The organism is Arthrobacter sp. 05T423 (genome assembly GCF_056396245.1).
In genome coordinates this window covers 243606-261652 of record NZ_JBFTLC010000001.1, presented here as the reverse complement: position 1 = coordinate 261652, position 18047 = coordinate 243606, and the positions used below count along the sequence as shown (strand labels likewise).

General features: G+C 66.0%; 14 protein-coding genes and 2 tRNA genes. 8 read left to right on the top strand and 8 right to left on the bottom strand.

Going from position 1 to position 18047, the window contains the following annotated elements; all coding sequences use genetic code 11:
* Positions 1–204 precede the first annotated feature (204 nt).
* The 5 genes from AC1DFE_RS01275 to AC1DFE_RS01255 all read left to right on the top strand — a co-directional run bounded on the left by AC1DFE_RS01275 (position 205) and on the right by AC1DFE_RS01255 (position 4214).
* A complete protein-coding gene (locus AC1DFE_RS01275; protein WP_476904112.1) occupies positions 205–1149 on the top strand; it encodes a J domain-containing protein in 945 nt (314 codons plus the stop codon).
* 68 nt (positions 1150–1217) lie between these two features.
* The gene (locus AC1DFE_RS01270; protein WP_476904111.1) at positions 1218–1685 is read left to right on the top strand and encodes a tRNA (cytidine(34)-2'-O)-methyltransferase; all 468 of its coding nucleotides are present in this window, start codon (positions 1218–1220) and stop codon (positions 1683–1685) included.
* 213 nt (positions 1686–1898) lie between these two features.
* Positions 1899–2504, top strand: a complete 606-nt coding sequence (locus AC1DFE_RS01265; RefSeq protein WP_476904110.1) for a sigma-70 family RNA polymerase sigma factor — start codon at positions 1899–1901, stop codon at positions 2502–2504.
* A gap of 2 nt (positions 2505–2506) precedes the next feature.
* A complete protein-coding gene (locus tag AC1DFE_RS01260; RefSeq protein WP_476904109.1) occupies positions 2507–3364 on the top strand; it encodes an anti-sigma factor in 858 nt (285 codons plus the stop codon).
* A 76-nt stretch (positions 3365–3440) separates the two neighbouring features.
* Positions 3441–4214, top strand: coding sequence for a MerR family transcriptional regulator (locus AC1DFE_RS01255; RefSeq protein ID WP_476904108.1), 774 nt, complete (start codon positions 3441–3443; stop codon positions 4212–4214).
* A 38-nt stretch (positions 4215–4252) separates the two neighbouring features.
* Here the strand turns inward: AC1DFE_RS01255 and AC1DFE_RS01250 are convergent, their stop codons facing one another.
* From AC1DFE_RS01250 to AC1DFE_RS01235, 4 genes are all read right to left on the bottom strand, one after another.
* Positions 4253–5032: a PIG-L deacetylase family protein gene (locus AC1DFE_RS01250; protein ID WP_476904107.1), complete on the bottom strand. Its 780-nt coding sequence runs from the start codon at positions 5030–5032 to the stop codon at positions 4253–4255.
* Positions 5033–5036: 4 nt separating this feature from the next.
* Positions 5037–5990 (bottom strand): electron transfer flavoprotein subunit alpha/FixB family protein, encoded by a 954-nt coding sequence (locus tag AC1DFE_RS01245; protein ID WP_476904106.1) that lies wholly within the window; start codon positions 5988–5990, stop codon positions 5037–5039.
* 14 nt (positions 5991–6004) lie between these two features.
* Positions 6005–6805, bottom strand: a complete 801-nt coding sequence (locus AC1DFE_RS01240; RefSeq protein WP_476904371.1) for an electron transfer flavoprotein subunit beta/FixA family protein — start codon at positions 6803–6805, stop codon at positions 6005–6007.
* A 243-nt stretch (positions 6806–7048) separates the two neighbouring features.
* Complete coding sequence (locus tag AC1DFE_RS01235) at positions 7049–8686, bottom strand: S1C family serine protease (protein ID WP_476904105.1); 1638 nt, start codon at positions 8684–8686, stop codon at positions 7049–7051.
* Between the two features lie 307 nt (positions 8687–8993).
* Between AC1DFE_RS01235 and AC1DFE_RS01230 the strand changes: the two genes are divergently transcribed.
* The 3 genes from AC1DFE_RS01230 to AC1DFE_RS01220 all read left to right on the top strand — a co-directional run bounded on the left by AC1DFE_RS01230 (position 8994) and on the right by AC1DFE_RS01220 (position 13468).
* Positions 8994–11063, top strand: coding sequence for a TPM domain-containing protein (locus AC1DFE_RS01230; RefSeq protein WP_476904104.1), 2070 nt, complete (start codon positions 8994–8996; stop codon positions 11061–11063).
* Between the two features lie 109 nt (positions 11064–11172).
* Positions 11173–11967 (top strand): PspA/IM30 family protein, encoded by a 795-nt coding sequence (locus AC1DFE_RS01225; protein WP_476904103.1) that lies wholly within the window; start codon positions 11173–11175, stop codon positions 11965–11967.
* A 76-nt stretch (positions 11968–12043) separates the two neighbouring features.
* Positions 12044–13468, top strand: coding sequence for a cryptochrome/photolyase family protein (locus AC1DFE_RS01220; protein ID WP_476904102.1), 1425 nt, complete (start codon positions 12044–12046; stop codon positions 13466–13468).
* A gap of 27 nt (positions 13469–13495) precedes the next feature.
* On the opposite strand, the gene AC1DFE_RS01215 is transcribed toward AC1DFE_RS01220, so the two are convergent.
* From AC1DFE_RS01215 to AC1DFE_RS01200, 4 genes are all read right to left on the bottom strand, one after another.
* Positions 13496–14431, bottom strand: a complete 936-nt coding sequence (locus tag AC1DFE_RS01215) for a cytochrome b/b6 domain-containing protein (protein ID WP_476904101.1) — start codon at positions 14429–14431, stop codon at positions 13496–13498.
* A 165-nt stretch (positions 14432–14596) separates the two neighbouring features.
* A tRNA-Met gene (locus AC1DFE_RS01210) sits at positions 14597–14673 on the bottom strand.
* A gap of 136 nt (positions 14674–14809) precedes the next feature.
* A tRNA-Met gene (locus tag AC1DFE_RS01205) sits at positions 14810–14883 on the bottom strand.
* Positions 14884–15037: 154 nt separating this feature from the next.
* Entirely contained in the window at positions 15038–18022 is a 2985-nt protein-coding gene (locus AC1DFE_RS01200) for a UPF0182 family membrane protein (RefSeq protein WP_476904370.1), read from the bottom strand.
* Between the last annotated feature and the right edge of the window lie 25 nt (positions 18023–18047).

Here is an 18047-nt window from a genome sequence, read left to right as displayed (position 1 = left end):
GCGTATGCATGGCGGGCACCACCGCGACCCGTACGAACTCTCATTCCGAAAAGTCTAGACGTCCTAGGTTTCCACCGGGGTTTCCGCCGGCGGGAACCGGCGCACGTGCCGCGGTCGTTGTCCCAGAAGACCGTCAACACCGGCTTATATGCTTGGCACACCGGCCGCGCATGCACGCCGGCAACAACGACCTAAGGACCATGCTTGACCAAGGGCAGCAGTTCCCACTACGAAGTGCTCCGCGTGGCGGTGACCGCAACGGAGAGGGAGATCAAGGTGGCCTACCGCAAGGCTGCCCGCGCTTCGCATCCCGATCACGGAGGCGACGCCGCGACGTTCCGCCAAGTCACCCTTGCCTATGAAACGCTCATCGACCCCCAGCGTAGGGCCGCCTATGACCGTTCGTACGCGACCAGCCCGCGCAGGGGCCGCCCGGACGGCGGCGAAGCGCACTTCGACGCCCCGGCTGCCGGCAGCCACGCCTCGGCGACGATCCACAAGCCGGGAATGCCGCGTAACACGTCCGGCGATGCGCCCGTCTACGTACCGCCCTTTGACACGCCCGGCGCTGTCCCGCTCCTCCCCCCGGAGCTGGCCGGCCTGCAGGTCCACGGCACGCCGAGAAAACGTGGCATCTTCGGCGCAGAAGCCAGGATCCAGCGCGAGCTGCGCACGGTACAGCTGATCAGCAGGCAGGTCCTGCCGGCGATCCCGGCGGCACGCCTGATCAATGGCCTGCAGTCGCCGGCAGACAACAGCCACATTGACCACGCGCTTCTCTCAGGCTACCGGCTTGCGCTGATCGGCTCCATGCTGCTGCCCAAGGGGGCCTACGCATGGGATGGAAGCACACTGAACCACGGCGGCAGGTCCATTGCCCCGCCGCAGCTGGCCGAGGTGGTCCGGCGGATGCAGGATATTTTTCCCGAGCTCAACGTGACCGGGTGGACCGTTGTCCACAGTCCGGACGGCAACCTCCACGAGCCCGTTATCGACCGCCACCGCCGCTCCCGCGGCGGTTCCGACATTGTGCAGGTGGTCAATGCCGCCGGCCTTGCCCGCGGGCTCAAGGATTTCCTGTCCTCCGGTCCAGCACCCAACACGGTGAACGTCCCGGTGCTCGCCAGGCTGCTCAGGGGCATGCACTGAGCCCTGCGTTGGACACGCACTGAGTCTGGCCCGGATTGCGCCGGGTTTCCCGACGCTAGGATGGAAGCGTGTTCCGCATCCTCTTCCATACGCCTGAAATTCCCGGCAATACAGGCAACGCCATCCGACTCGCCGCCATCACCGGCGCCGAACTCCATCTCGTGGAGCCCCTTGGTTTCGACTTCTCCGATGCCAAGCTCCGCCGCGCCGGCCTGGACTATCACGACCTTGCCGTGGTCACCGTCCACCCCAGCATCGAGGCGGCCTGGGAGGCACTACAGCCAGAGCGTGTCTTCGCCTTCACCTCTGATGGCGAGGTGTCCTACACCGACATCGCCTACCGGCCGGGTGATGTCCTGATGTTCGGCCCTGAGTCGGTGGGCCTGCCGGACGACGTCAAGCGCGATCCCCACGTCACGTCCCGGGTCCGCCTGCCCATGCTGCCCTCGCTGCGGTCACTGAACCTCGCGAACGCGGCATCCATCGCCGTTTATGAGGCCTGGCGCCAGCAGGGTTTTACCGGCGCACAGCTTTGAGAGCCTTGCTGCACAGCCACCCATCCGAGGCCATCTCCGCACCGAATCACTCCTGAGCACAGCCATTGGGCGTGCAGGTCAACAGGGCGTAAGGAGCGGCAGGTGAAAGCACTTAAACCGGGTAACACGGAATTTCGTTTTGCCCGGCACGATGCTGCCCTCGCCGGAAACGGTGTGCAGCACCGGCCAGCAGTCCACCTATGCTTGAGAGTGATGGAAACTCCCAACGCGCCGAACTTTGACGCCCCCGCGCCGCCCGGCACCGCCGTCGACCTTAACCAGCAGCTGGCACAGCTGCTGGAGAGGATTGCCGACGGCGACCAGGCATCCTTCGCGGAGTTCTACCGGCTGACATCGCGGCGGGTGTTCGGCATGGCGCGCCGGGTGCTGATCGACCCGGAGCTCAGCGAGGATACCACCCAGGAGGTCTTCCTGCAGGTCTGGCAAAACGCCGCCAGGTTCGATCCGGCGAGCGGAAGCGCGCTGGCCTGGCTCATGACCATCTCGCACCGGCGCGCCGTGGACAAGGTCCGTTCCTCGCAGTCCGCGAGCGACCGTGAGGCCAAGTACGGCGCCAACAGCCAGGACATCGACCACGACTCGGTGTCGGACGAGGTGGACACCCGGCTCGAGGCCGAAGCCGTGGTCCGGTGCCTGGACACCCTGACCGAGACGCAGCAGGAATCAGTGCGGCTCGCCTACTATGGCGGCCTGACCTACCGCGAAGTGGCTGAAAAGCTGAACGCGGCCATTCCCACCATCAAGTCCCGCATCCGCGACGGACTGATCCGACTCAAGACCTGCCTGGGGGTGAGCTGACAATGACCGATACGAATGATTCCCGCGGGCGCCAGCTGCCCAGGGCATTTGCTGCCGACATTTCCACCGACCTCGCGGCCGGCCGGGCGGTTGAGCTCGCCGAGATCTACGCCCTGAACGCCGTCAGCGACGCGGAGCGGGAAGCCATAGACGCCTACGTCAGCGGTGCTCCCGAGGCGGAACGCGCATCGTTCAACGAACGTGTCCGCCAGGCCAGGGAGACCCTGGCAGTCTCCTTCACAGCCGAGGAGGAGCCGCCCGCGGACCTGTTCGCCCGGATTGTCGGGCAGATTCCCGCTGCTGCACCGGCGCCGGAGCCCGCCAAGGCAAACATTGCGTTGGATGGCACGGCGGAGCCGGCCCCCGCTGCAGACGAACTTTCCGCTGCCCGCCAGCGCCGTGAGGCACGACGCCGGCCGGCCGGACTCCGGAACTGGCTGATCGGCGTTGCGGCTGCTGCCGTGATTGCGCTCGGCGGCGTGGGGATCGGGGCGTATGTGGCAAACCAGAACGATCCCTTCAACCAGGTCATCGAGGCGCAGGACGCGCGGCAGGCGACTGTCAACGTCAACGGCGGAGGGACGGCAACGGTGTCCATCTCGCCATCGCATGACGCGCTGGTGGTGCGGATGAAGGATGTACCGCCGCCGCCCGCGGGCAAGGTCTACCAGATGTGGCTGATTCCGAAGGATGGCTCCACCCCCGTCTCGCAGGGTTTGATGGATGCGGAGGCCCTGTCGAAACCTGCCCTGGTCAAGGGCATCGGCTCCGCGGCCGCACTCGGCATCACCGTTGAGCCTGCCGGCGGATCGGCTACCCCGACTCTGCCGACCGTGGCTGCCGCCCCGCTGAACGCCTGATCCCGCGGCAGTACCTCAGGCTTGACGCCGAAATCAGGCTTGACGTTGACGCTGCGTCAACTTCTACGCTGGAAGCATGAAGCAGGAAGAACTCCGGAGCTGGTCCATCGCCGAGCTGGCGAAGCTGAGCAGGATCTCGTCCCGAACCCTTCGGCATTACGACCAGCTGGGATTACTGCCGCCTGCCTACACCGGGCACAACGGCTACCGCTACTACACGCAGCCTGAACTGCTGCGTCTTCAGCGGATCCGGCTTCTCCGCGAACTTGGCCTTGGGCTGGACACCATTGGCCAGGTTCTGGACGGCCAGGCAGACCAGGTGGATGCGCTGGGCGTGCACCAGAAATGGCTGCTGGCCGAGCGCGACCGCCTGGACCGGATGGCCAGGACCGTGGCGGCAACCATATCGGCACTGCAGCAAGGAGACGCCATGTCAGGCGAGGCAATTTTCAAGGATTTTGACACCAACCCCTACGAGGAGGAGGCCCGCCAGCGGTGGGGCGATAAGGCGGTTGAGAACAGCAAGGCGCGGCATGCCGCGCTGAGCGCTGCCGACAAACAGGCCTTTCTGGCGGAGGCCGGGGCGATCAACGAGGAGCTCGCCCGGTGCCTGGACGCCGGCCTGCCGGCGGACGACGCCAGGGTGCAGGACGCCGTCGGCCGCCACTACCGCTGGGTCTGTGTCAGCTGGACGCCGGATGCGGACAGTTACGTTGGCCTGGGCCGGATGTATGTCGAGGATCCGCGGTTCACCGCCTTCTACGACAAGAGCCGCGCAGGCCTCGCCACCTACCTGCTGGAGGGAATCAAGGCCTACGCGGCGTCGCAGCTCAACTCCGCCGGAGGGTAGAAGCACAGCCTGGAGAAACAGGCTGACAATACTCGTAGCTAGAAGCCGGCAATGGTCCCCGGGCCGTTGACCATGACCACGTGGAACGCCTCGGCGCTCCGTCCCGCAGGCAGGCCGGCGCGCTCGGCGTTTACCCGCATGCCGCGCCGCACGGTGGCTTCCATGGTCTCGGCGTCGGGATGCTGGCTGACGTGCACATGGATCGCCTGGAGCTTGCTGTCCACATGGTCCGAGACGTCCACGAAGTGGTTTTCCCGCTCGTCCGGACTGGCGTAGAGCCACAGCCATGGAAGCTTGAAGGCCTCAAGGCCGGCCTCGGCGAGGTCCGGGTATGCGAAGGGGTTTTCCACGGCCGGGTAGATGGCACGGGTCACCGCCTCCCCCACGGCCAGGTGGTCCGGATGGCTCTTCTGGATGCGGTTCCAGTTGCGTTCCGGATGCATGGAAAGAACGACGTCGGGCCGGATTTCGCGGATCAGCTTCACCACTCCGCGCATCACCTCGTGGTTCGGTTCAAGGTACCCGTCCCGCTGGTGCAGGTAGTGGATGTCCGTGACGCCAACGAGGGCAGCGGCACGTTCCTGCTCGGCCGCCCTGAGGGCGATGATTTCGGCCCGCTGCGCCGGGTCGAAGCCACCGGCGTCGCCGTCGGTCATGATGCAGTAGCTGACCTCGATGCCGGCCGCCGTCCAGGCGGCGACGGTGCCGGCGGCACCGAAATCGATGTCGTCGGGGTGGGCGGAGAAACAGAGCACCCGTTCAATCCGGTGCTGTTCCGGATTGAACGGGCTCTGCGCTGGTGCAGCGTTTAGGGTCAAGGATTCAGCCCTTGCGCTTCTTGATTTCTTCCGTCGCCTGCGGCAGCACCTGGAAGAGATCGCCCACGATGCCGAAGTCCGCGATTTCAAACACGGGCGATTCCGCGTCCTTGTTCACGGCTACGATCACCTTGGCGGTCTGCATGCCGGCCTTCTGCTGGATGGCGCCGGAAATGCCGGCGGAAATGTAGAGCTGCGGCGAGACGGTCTTGCCGGTCTGGCCGACTTGGGCGTCGTGGCTGATCCAGCCGGCGTCTGTTGCCGCGCGGGAGGCGCCCACGGCCGCACCCAGTGCGTCCGCCAGCTCCTCCACGGGGCCGAAGTCGCCGTCGAGGCCGCGTCCGCCGGCCACCACGATGCGCGCATCGGTGAGGTCGGGGCGGCCGCTGGCGACCTTCTGCTCGCGGGAGGTGATCCGGGCCGCAGCCGCGGTTGCGTCGGCAGGGGCGTCAACGGTCACGGTTTCGGGAGCACCGGGGGCCGTCGCGGGCTCGGGGTCCACGGTGTTGGCCTTGACGGACAGCACGGTGACCGCCGTGGTGGCCTTCGCCGTCGTGGTGTATGAACCAGCGAGCACCGACTTGTGGGCGGTGCCGTCGGCGTCAACCGCGACGACGTCGGTGATGACGCCGGCGCTCAGCCGGATGCCCAGTCGGGCCGCGATTTCCTTGCCCTCGGGCGAGTTCTCGAGCAGGACGGTGGTGGCACCGGACTTGTCCGCCACGGCAGCCAGGAACGCAGCCTTCGGCGCGACGAGGTAATCGTCGAGATCGGTTGCGGACGGACGGAAGACGGTGGCCGCGCCGTATGCGCCCAAGGTACCGGCGACGTCGTCGGACAATTCGCCGTTGACCGCCACGGCAGTCTCCCCCAGGGAGCGGGCGATGGTGAGGAGTTCCAGGCTGCTCTTCTTCAGAGCCTGCCCGGGGTTGTCAATGAATACCAGTACGTTTGCCATGTTGTGGAGTCCTCTTAGAGCAGCTTCTGGGCGGCCAGGAAGTCAACCAGCTTGATGCCGGCGTCGCCGTCGTCCGTGATGATGGTGCCGGCAGTGCGCGGCGGGCGTTCCTCGGCCGCCGACACCCGGGTCCAGGATCCGGCGTGGCCCACCTCGGAGGAATCGACTCCGATGTCAGCCAGGGACAGGGTGGTGATGCTCTTGCGCTTGGCCGCGATGATGCCCTTGAAATTGGGGTAGCGCGGTTCGTTGATCTGGTCGGTCACGGAAACCACGGCGGGCAGGGACGCCTCGACAGTTTCGGAGTGGGTGTCCGCGTCGCGGCGGGCCGTGACACGTCCGCCGTCGACGTCCAGGGCAGAGGCGAAGGTAACCTGCGGGAGCCCCAGGCGCTCGGCGAGCTGCGCGGGCACCAGGGAGGTCTCGCCGTCGGTGGAGGCCATGCCGGTCAGCACCAGGTCCACGGGGGTGTCCGCGCCGAGGTGGCGGACGGCAGCCGCGAGCGCAAGGGAAGTGGCGGCCGCATCCGAGCCGGCGAGTGCCGCGTCGGTGAGGTGCACGCCTTCGGTGGCACCGATCTGCAGGGACTTCTTGACGGCGTTCACGGCACCTGCGGGTCCCATGCTCAAGGCGATCACCTTGTTGCCGGCCTTGGCGCCGCCGCGGGCCTCGGCCAGCTGCAGCGCGGCTTCCAGGGCGTACTCATCCAGTTCCGACAGGATGCTTTCGTCGCGGTCCGTGGTATGGCCCTCGCCGCTGAGGTGCCGGTCGAACTGGGCGTCCGGCACATGCTTGACCAGGACGACGATCTTCAATGTCTCTTCCACTGTATTTACAGCAGCCTTCCGTGCTTGTGGATAGCCAGCCGGGTGAGGTCGTGGCCGTGGAACGCCCGGGATACGGGTAGCTCCTAGCTAACCATATTGGGCCCGACATATGACGTCCCGTTAACGCCTGTGTCAGAGGCCTTGCCGGAGGCCGGAGACGACGACGGCGGGCCGCACCCCCAAGGTGCGGCCCGCCGTCCTGCTGGGCGCAGGTTACTGCTCCGCGGCTGCCTATTGCTCTGCGGCTGCGCCGAGCGTCACGTCCAGCTGCTGCTCGCGGCCGTTGCGCAGGACCGTGACCTTTACCGAGGAGCCGGACGGCTGCTCGCGGACGGCTGCCGTCAGCTGGTTCGGGTCACTGATGGCCAGGTCGTTGAAGCGCGTCACCACATCGCCCACCTTGATCCCGGCCTTCGCGGCCGCCGAGCCCTGCTCCACCGTGGCCACGTCGGCTCCCGTGGAGAACCCGGCATCGGATGCGGACTTCGCCTGGACACTCACGCCGAGCTGGCCGTGGGTGGCCTTGCCGTTGTCGATGATTTCCTGGGCCACGCGCTTGGCATTGTTGATCGGGATGCTGAAGCCCACGCCGATGTTGCCTGTTCCGCCGGTTGCGGAGCTGCCGCCGGCCGAGGCGATCGCGACGTTGACGCCGATGACTTCACCCTTGCTGTTCACCAGGGCACCACCGGAGTTGCCCGGGTTGATGGCCGCATCCGTCTGGATGACGTTGATGGCGATCGATCCTTTGTTGGCCGAGCTCTGCCCCTGCCCCTGGCCCTGGTCCGGAGGAGCGAATTCGAAGCCCTGGCCGCCTCCCTGGGAGCTGTCCGTCCCGCCCTTTGGGGCCGCGGACGACGCCACGCTGATGGTCCTGTTCAGCGTGGAGACGATGCCGTCCGTCACCGTGCCGGTAAGGCCGAGCGGCGAGCCGATGGCCACCGCCGTGTCCCCGACGTTCAGCTTGCCGGAATCACCCAGCGCTGCCGGAGTCAGGCCGGACGGGTTGTCCACCTTGATGACCGCGAGGTCGGAGAGCGGGTCGGTCCCGACAACCTTGGCGGTCAGGACGCGGCCGTCGTTCGTGCGGATTTGGATGTCGGCGTTCGCGGTGGCGCCGTCCAGCGTGACCACGTGGGTGTTGGTCAGGATGTGGCCCTGGTCATCGAGGATGATTCCGGAGCCGGTACCGCCCTCGCCGCCGCTGGTGGCCTTGATGGTCACCACGCTCGGCGATGCCTTGACGGCCGCCGCCGTGATCTCGTTGACCGAGTCCTGGTTGTTGACGATCACCGTTCCGGGCTGGCTGCCGGAACTGACCGCCGGCGCAGTGCCGGCGTCGAACAGGTTGCCGGAACCGACGGTCGCAACGCCGCCGCCCACGAGGCCTGCCGCCAGAATGCTCGCCACGAGGGTGCCCACGCCAAACGTCGCCTTGCGCTTGGGCTGGCTGGCGCGGCTGTCCTGGTATCCGGCGGTGTGGGCGTTGTGCTGGGAGTACTGGGTAGCGGTCGGCTGCGTTGCCGGCCCCGACTGCTGCCCGTAGAAGGGGGCGCGCTGGGGGTAGACGGGGTGCGGACCGCCGGAACGCTGCTGCTGTTCGCGGTTCTCCGCGGGGCTGCCGTATGGCTGGCCCTCATGGTGCTGGCCTTCTGCCTGCGCGGGCCGGTACAGCGGCATGGTGGGGTTGCTGTTGGAGTCCAGGCGGGCAGTGGGGTTCTCGGAACCGTCTGCGCTGCGATATTCGCCGCCCTGGTGTGCAGGAGGCTGGAGACCCTCGGCGGGCTCAGGCCGAGGGGTCGGATCAACAGGGCGCCCTGAAGGATCTCGGTTCTCAGGTGCTGCGCCCGGTACTGGGTGCTCAGTCATTGGACTTCCTTTCATCCTCGTCTGTATTAACTATGGACGATACGACTGGTACTAATACGGACGTTTGCTGGGAGGTTCCTGAATGGGCTCCGTGGCGGGGTTCCTGCCAGTCTTCTGGACGGATACCAGCGTCTCCAGCGCTTTTCGCTGGTGGCATATTCCCCGCCGTGGACGGTGCCGCTGGTGCACCATAGAATCAAGAAGAATTGCCACAGCGACCTGCGGCTTTACACCCGGCGTGGGGGCGCTGCTGCATTCTGTGACGGCTGTTCGTCCCGAACCAGCCGCGGCGTGCTGAAGGGTTGCCATGCGGTCAATGTTGAAACGTGTTCTCGCCGTGATCGGCCTGACGGTAATGCTGGCGGCTCCGGCCGCGGCAGCCTGGGCCGAGGATCCGGTATCCATCCCTTCCGGCCAAAACATCGTGGACGACGCAAATGTCCTCGGCAGCCGCAAGGGCGAAGTTGAGGACTCGATCCAGAAGCTCCTCAAGGACCACAAATACAACCTGTACGTGGTCACCGTAAAGTCTTTCGGAAACCCGGCTGACCCCAAGTCATGGGGACAGGCTGTGGCCACCAATAAGGGCATGGGCAGGGCGGATGTACTGCTGGCTATCTCCACTGAGGGGCGCTATTACTTCGCTCCCAACTCGGCGAGCTCCATAGCCTCGAAGACAGGAAACATCACGCAGAACGCGATCGCGGCCAACCTCGGCGGCGGCAAGAGGGACTTCGCCCAGGCCGCCATTGACACCGCGGCCGCCATCGGCGACGCCGCAGGCGGCGGAAACGGTACTGTCCCCTCGGGTGGCGGTGCGGGTGCGGGCATCCTGGTTGGTGCCGGCGTCGTGGCCGCCGGTGGCGCGGGCACGTACCTTTACCTGCGCAACAGGCGCAAGAAGGCCGGCCAGGCCTCCAGCGCAAGCTACGGCCCGCAGGGTGCCGAACTCGATCCCCTCGCCGGCATGAGCATCGAAGAGCTGCGCCGGAAGAGCGGCTCACTGCTGATTGAAGCAGACGACGCGATCAAGTCGAGCGAGCAGGAACTGGGCTTCGCCGAGGCGCAATACGGGGAAGCAGCGGTGGGCAACTTCACCAAGGCGCTCCAGGAGGCGAAGGCGCACATGTCCGAGTCGTTCAAGCTGCAGCAGCAGCTGGACGACCACATCCCCGATACCGAAGAACAGCAGCGCAGCTGGCTTGGCGAAATCATCCGCCGGTCGGAGGCCGCCCTGGCATCGCTGCAGGAGCAGAAGGCCGACTTCGACTCGCTGCGCGAACTCGAGAAGAATTCACCGCAGGCCCTCGCGGCAGTGGACGCCGGCGCCGCGGAGGCTGATGCGAAGATTGCCCGCGCTGACCAGACCCTGGCCGAACTGCGCGGCAAGTACGCGGACAGCGCCCTCGCCCAGATCTCGGACAACATCCTGCAGGCCAAGGAGCGGCTGGCCTTCGTGCAGAATGCCAGCGCCACCGCGCGTGAAAAGCTCGCTTCCGGAGAGAGCAGCCTCGCTGCCGTAGCCGTCCGGGCTTCAGAGGAGAGCCTGCACCAGACAAACGTGCTGCTGGACGCAATCTCCAAGGTGGCCGGCAATCTGGACTCGGCCCGCCAGGGCCTGGAGTCCGCTGTTGTTGACACCTCCCAGGACCTCGCCCAGGCGAGGGCAATGATCCAGTCCGGCACCCACCCGGAGCTTGAGGGGCCCGTGGCAGGAGTCGAAGCGGCCCTCGCCCGCGTGAAGAGCGAAATCCAGAGCGGCAAGATCGACCCCATCGCCACCCTGGAGCGGGTCGAGTCGGCGCACCAGGCCCTCGACCAGGCGCTGGGCGGCATCCGGGACCAGCAGGAGCAGGCGCGCAGGGCGCAGGCTTCTCTGCAGCAGACCATCATGTCCGCCCAGGCGCAGATCAGCGCGACGTCGGATTACATCACCGCCCGCCGCGGCGGCGTAGGCACCGAGGCCCGGACCCGGCTGGCAGAGGCACAGCGCAACCTCGATTACGCTCTGTCCATCTCACGCACTGACCCCGTGACCGCATTGACCTACGCACAGCAGGCGCACGCACTGGCCGCCCAGGCGGCCCAACTGGCCCAGTCCGACGTCGACAGCTTCGGCTACGCCAACCAGGGGTACGGCCAAGGATACGGCCGCGGCGGCATGTTCGGCGGCGGCGGAGGCGGCGGCCTGGGCGGCGCAATACTTGGCGGCATCCTCATCAACTCCATCCTCAACGGCGGCAGCGGCGGCGGTTGGGGTGGCGGCCACGGCGACGGCGGCAGCTGGGGCGGGGACTCCGGCGGCTTCGGCGGGGACTTTGGCGGAGGAGACTTCGGCGGCGGCGACTTCGGCGGCGGGGACTCGGGCAGTTTCTAGCTGGCAAAACTCGGCGCCGGCCCGTGTTACCGGGCCGGCGGGCGGACGCGACACATCAACTGTTCACTGAACTCAGTGGCACATACGGAGCAGGACGAAAGGTAACACCATGGTTAAGCAGTCCATTTTTGGGCGCATGGCGCAGCTGGCGAAGGCAAACATCAACGCCTTGCTGGACCAGGCCGAGGACCCGCAGAAGATGCTGGACCAGATGGTCCGGGACTACACCAACAACATTGCCGAAGCCGAGTCCGCGGTGGCCCAGACCATCGGAAACCTGCGCATGCTCCAGGACGATTACAACGAGGACATCAAGAACGCGCAGGACTGGGGCAACAAAGCCCTGGCCGCCTCCCGCAAGGCTGATGAGTTCCGCGGAGCCGGCAACGCGGCCGACGCCCAGAAGTTCGACAACCTGGCCAAAGTGGCCCTGCAGCGCCAGATGTCTTCGGAAAATGAAGCCCGCGCCGCAGAGCCCAACATTGCTTCCCAGAGCGACGTGGTGGACCGGCTCAAGTCCGGCCTGGACCAGATGAAGAACAAGCTGAACCAGCTCACCAGCAAGCGCAACGAACTGGTGGCCCGCTCCAAGACAGCGGCCGCGCAGTCCCAGGTCCACGACGCGCTGCGCAGCATCGACTTCATGGATCCCACCAGCGAGGTGGGCCGCTTCGAAGAAAAGATCCGGCGCGAAGAGGCCAAGGTACGCGGCCAGCAGGAGCTTGCCGCTTCGAGCCTCGATGCCCAGTTCAACCAGCTCGAGGACCTCGGCGAGCAGACCGAGATCGACGCGCGGCTCGCTGCACTGAAGTCAGGCAACGCCAAGCCGGCCATCGGGGCCGGGGGCACCGCGGCGTCGGAGTCCTCCTCCACAGTGGACGAGGCAGACTTCGACAAGCTGTAGTCTTCGACGCCTAACGAGGCCGGGATCCTCCACGGATCCCGGCCTCTGGCGTCTCCGGGACGTGTAGCGTGAATCCATGGCTTCCACCATTGTCTGGCTCCGTGACGACCTGCGCCTGGACGACAACCCAGCCCTCGCCGCCGCGGCCGCACTGCCGGATCCCGTCACGGTGGTCTACATCCTCGACGAGGACTCCCCCGGCATCCGCCCGCTGGGCGCTGCGGCAAGGTGGTGGCTTCACCACTCCCTGTCCGCCCTCGCCACCGGCCTCGAAGCGTGCGGGTCACGGCTTCTGCTGCGCCGGGGCGCCGCCGCTTCGGTCATCCAGGAGCTGGCCGCTGAGACCGGCGCCGAAAAATTGTTGTGGAACCGGCGGTACGGCCAGCCGGAGCGGACCATCGACGCCGGCATCAAGGAGTGGGCCGCCGGGCAGGGCGTCGAGGCCGCCAGCTTCCAGGCAAACCTGCTGTTCGAGCCGTGGACGGTGCGCACGGGCTCAGGCGGGCCGTACAAAGTCTTCACACCATTTTGGCGTTCCTGTCTGGCCGGAACCGAACCGCGGCTGCCAGCCGATGCACCGGAGCAGTTGCCGCGGCCCGCAGCAGGAACGTCCGGCCGCCCACCGGCAGGTGACAGCCTGGACAGCTGGCGGCTCCTCCCCCGCCGGCCGGACTGGAGCGGCGGCCTCGCCAGTACCTGGACCCCGGGCGAGGACGGCGCCCACGACCGGCTGGCGGATTTCCTGGACGGCCCCGTGGAGGACTACGGCAGGGGAAGGGACCTGCCGGGCGTCGAAGGCACCAGCCGTCTCTCACCGCACCTTCGCTTCGGCGAGATCAGTCCCTTCCGCGTCTGGCATTCCCTCCGGGAACGCTTCCCCCGGCACGCACCGGCCGACGTCGGGATCTTCCGCAGCGAATTGGGCTGGCGTGAATTCTGCTGGCAGCTGCTGTACGAAAATCCGGACCTGGCAACGAAAAACTACCGCCGGGAGTTCGACAACTTTGCCTGGCAAACGCCGTCGGACGCCGAGCTGGAGGCCTGGCAACAGGGGCACACGGGCTACCCTCTGGTGGATGCCGGCATGCGGCAGCTGTGGCAGACCGGCTGGATGCACAACCGCGTCCGGATGGCCGCGGCGTCGTTCCTGGTGAAGAACATGCTTGCGGACTGGCGCGTGGGCGAGGCCTGGTTCTGGGACACCCTCGTAGACGCCGACGCGGCGAACAACCCGGCCAACTGGCAGTGGGTGGCGGGCTCGGGCGCGGACGCGTCGCCGTACTTCCGCATCTTCAATCCGGTGACGCAGAGCAAGAAGTTCGACGCCGGAGGCAGCTACCTGCGGGGCTACATCCCGGAACTGGCCGACCTGGATGACCGGGCGGTGCACGAGCCATGGAAAAACGCGGCGGCGGCTCCCGGCTACCCCGAACCGCTGGTGGGCCTGCAGGAATCACGCGAACGGGCCCTGGACACCTACCAGCGGCTCAAGGACGGGTAAGAAACGAGGCAGGTGAACCGCCGGCAGCTAGCGGTTGGTGACCTTGCCCATAAGGGACGCGATGGGGCGAAGGAACAGTGGCCGGGCCAGCAACCAGGCCGCAACCATGACGGCGACTGAGCCGGCGAAGAACCAGAAACCGACCCAGCTCACGTCGTCGCTGCCGCCGTACATGTGGTTGAGGTTCCGCAGCGCGCCCGTGGCCAGGACCAGGAACACGTGCACCACGATAAAGGCCACGAAGTAGATCATCACCGGGAAGTGGACCGCACGGGCGGCTTCGATGGGGAAAGCCTTGTTCAGCCCGGCAGCCTTTTTGGGCCACGCGGCGGACATCCGCAGGCCGGTAATGAAGGACAGCGGAGCAGCGATGAACACCGTGACGAAGTAGGTCAGCAGCTGCAGGGCGTTGTAGTTGATCCAGCCGTCTTCCGTGGGCCAGTTCAGGGAGGCGTATTGCAGGGCCGCCGAGACGGCGTTCGGGAAAACATCCCAGGACGTGGGGACGATCCGTGTCCACTGGCCTGTGGCGAAGAGCAGGATCGCAAAGACGATCCCGTTCAGGATCCACAGCGCATCCAGCGTGAGGTGGAACCAGAGTTCCAGGCTGATCTTCGTGGGGGCCGTCCTGGTCTTGATGAACCCCTTGTTGTTCCGAGTCCAGTAGCCGCCGGGGCGGGTGGTGGTGCGGACCTGCCAGCCCGAACGGATGATGAGCAGCAGGAAGAAGGCGTTCAGGAAATGCTGCCAGGCCAGCCAGGCCGGGAAGCCGACGGGGGCGCCGGCGGGAAGCTCCGATTGCCCCGGGTAGTCCGCAATGAAGGACTGAACGGCAGTCAGGCCGGTAATCCACTTTGCGAGGAGCACCACCAGCACGAGGGCCACGAGCGCCGCAGGCACCGCCCAGTACAGCCTGGCGCGCTTGCCCCTGGCGGTGCCGGACTTGTTCTTCGTTGTGGACATCGAGCTACACGTTCCTCTCGAGAATGACTGACCAGTGTGGGCACGCGGTGCACCGGCCAGGAATTCCGGGCCCTGCGAATAGAGAATACTAGGAACCCTGAGCACATGAACAAATGCTCCGGTCATGCAGGAAGCCCCGGCCACATTGTGGCCAGGGCTTCCTTCTGGTTGCGGGGACAGGATTTGAACCTGTGACCTCTGGGTTATGAGCCCAGCGAGCTACCGAACTGCTCCACCCCGCGTCGCTTGATCAACAATACCCTACTTTCGAGGCGGCTTTGACCACGGCCGATTCGACCACGCCGGGGCCGTCGACATTCGCTCCGCAGACAGCAAAAAACCCGGACCACCATCTGGTGATCCGGGTTTTTTCTCCAGTTGCGGGGACAGGATTTGAACCTGTGACCTCTGGGTTATGAGCCCAGCGAGCTACCGAACTGCTCCACCCCGCGTCGCAAGAACTACTCTACCGGCCGGTGAACAGGAGGCCAAATCCAGGCGACGTGATCTGCGTCTCGGGCAACCCAGGCTCACTCTTACGGGAAAGGCCGGCCCAGTTCCCCTTGCGGGGAACGGACCGGCCTTCGATTGGGCAGTAGCGGTAAGTCAGCTGCTGGGCGTCGGCGTCGGCGTCGCGGACGGCGACGTCGGGCTGCTGGCGGTGCCTGTGCTGCCAAGCCTTGCCTCGGCGTCAAGCGCCTTCTTCAGCGCCGCTGACAGCCTCTTCTGCTGCTCGCCGTACGCCGCGAAGTCACCCTTGGCCAGCGCGTCCTGGCCCGCCTTGATGGCCGCGTTCGCATCATCCAGGGCTGCCTTCAGCGCGGCCTTGGCATCCGTCGTGCTTGTTGACGGAGGCGTGGACGCAGTGCCGGTGGGTGTCTTGCCGTTATTTGGCGAGTCTCCGGCGCTGGCTCCGGACCGGCCTCCGAACAGCTTGTTGAGGGCCTCGTCCAGGGTGGGCTCGAAGGCGATCTTGTCACCGAAGGCCACGAGTACCCTCTGCAGCGTCGGGTAGGAGGTCTCACCCGTGGACTTGAGGTACACCGGCTGGACGTAGAGCATGCCGCCGCCGGCGGGCAGTGTCAGCAGGTTGCCGTTGAGCACATCCGATGCACCCTGCCGCAGCAGGTTCAGCGCCTGGGACACGGTGGGATCGGAGTTGAACTTGTTCTGCGCCTGCCCGGGGCCGGGCACTTGGGCTTCCGGCGGAACCTGCAGGAGCCGAAGCTGGCCGTAGCTCTCCGCCTTCACGCCCTTCTTCGAACCCGCGTCCGAATCGGCCGCGAGGAAGCCGTAGAGGACGTTGCGGGCGTTGTTGTTCACTACCTGCGGAATGTAAGAGGAGGTCAGCTGGAACGCCGGGGTCTTCTGGTCCGGCATCTGCAGGGACATGTAGAACGGCGGCTGCTTGACTTCCTGGGACACGGTGGGATCGTTCGGAACGCTCCAGGCGTCGTCGTTCTTGTAGAAGCTCACGGGGTCCGTCACGTGGTACCGGCCCAGCAGCTCACGCTGCACCTTGAACAGGTCCTCCGGGTAGCGGACGTGGCTCATGACCGCGGCGGACATCTCCGAGTAGGGCTTCAGGGTGGAAGGGAACACCTTCTGCCACGCCTTCAGGAGGGGGTCTTGGTCATCCCAGGCGTAGAGCGTGACGGAACCGTCGTAGGCGTCCACGGTGGCCTTGACCGAGTTGCGGATGTAGTTGACGGAGCTGTTGGGCAGCGCCACGTTGCGGCCGGCGGTGGTTTGCGAGTCCGTGGTGGCGTCGGAGAGCTGCTCCTGCTGCGAGTACGGGTAATACTGGCTGGTGGTGTAGCCGTCCACGATCCACTTGACCCTGCCGTCAACGACGGCGGGGTAGGCATTGCCGTCGACCGTCAGGTAGGGAGCCACCTTCTGCACGCGTTCGCGCGGGTTGCGGTCGTACAGGATCTGGGAGGCGTCGTTCACGCCGTCGGACAGCAGCAAGTCCGAGGACTGGAACTTGATCGAGTACAGGACCTTATTGAAGAAGCTGCCTACGTTCGGGCCGCCATTTCCGGTGAAGGTGTACTGCGTCTCGCCGCCTTCCTTCGACGCCGGACGGTCCTGCTCGCGGTGGGCTGCGCCTTCCGGTGCGCCCACGATCGAGTACTCCGGGGAGTCCTCGCCGAAGTAGATGCGCGGCTCGTAGGTCGTGTCGGTGCCGAGGACGCCGGTGGACGGGATGCCGGACTGCAGGAATTCCGGCTTTCCGTCGACCGTGAACTTGTTGCCCTTCGCGGCAACAACACCGTAGCCGTGGGTGTAGACGACGTGCCGGTTCAGCCAGGACTGCTGGTCGGCGGCGAGGCCGTCCGGGTTCAGCTCGCGCACGGCGATGACCGTGTCCTGCATCTTGCCGTTCACCAGGTACCGGTCGACGTTGAGCGCCTTGGGGAACTGGTAGTAAGGGCGGAACTGCTCGAGCTGCGAGAAGGCATCCGAGATCAGGTTCGGATCCAGGAGCCGGATGTTGGCCGTGGTCTGCGCGTCCGGGGCCAGGGCGCCTTGGGTGGTAGTTGTGGTGGCGTTGTAGCGCTCCACCTTCACCTGGTCCAGGCCGTAGGCTGCCCGGGTCATGCCGATGTTCCGCTCGATGTACTTCCGTTCGAGGGTCTGCTCTGACGGGCGGACCTGGAACTGCTGGATGACCCAGGGGTAGACGCCGCCGGCCAGGATGGAGGTGATGACCAGCATCGCTGTGCCGATGACCGGAAGCCGCCACTTGCCGATGACGGCGGCAACGATGAAGAGGATGGCGACGAGGGCCGCAGCCACGGCCAGGATCGCCTTCGTGGGGATCACGGCGTTAACGTCGGTGTACAGTGCGCCGGCCCAGCGGCCGCCGCTGTTCTGAAGGGCGGAGTAGCGGTCCAGCCAGAAGTTGATGCCCAGCAGGATCAGGAAGGAAGCGCCGGTGACGGCGAGGTGGATCTGTGCTGCGCGGCTGGTGAAGATGCCGCGTTCCATGATGCGGATGCTGCCGTAGAGGTAGTGCGTCAGGATGCCCGCGATGCCGGCCACGATCGCCACGCTGATCAGGAACCCGGTGACGAAGCCGAGGAACGGCAACGTCATTAGGTAGAAGCCGATGTCGAGTCCGAACTCCGGATCCTTCTGGCCAAAGGACTCCTGATTGAAGAACAGCAGAACCTTCTGCCACTGGCTGGAGGCGGCGCTGCCGGCGAAGAGCCCAAACAGCACGGGCAGCCCGATCATGACCACACGCCGCACCGGCTCCAGCTGCGCCTGGTAGCGGTTGAGGTTATCCCGGATTTCGGAGTCGGGCGCATATACGGGCCGGGCGTGGTAGGCGATGCGGATCGCGTAGAACACGGCCGCGAACATGATGAGGAAGCCGATGGCGAAAATGGCGATCCTCGACAGGTTCTCGGTCAGGAACACTTGGAAGTAGCCAAGCTGCTGGTACCACAGGACGTCCGTCCACACATTGGCGAAGAAGATGAAGCCGATAACAACCAGCGCAACGACGATGAGCGTGGGCGTCAAGGCACCGCGCCTTGTCTGGGGTTTTCCGGGCGGGGTGGGGCTGGCAGGACGGGACAACTCGTACCTCATAGCTTTGTCAGTT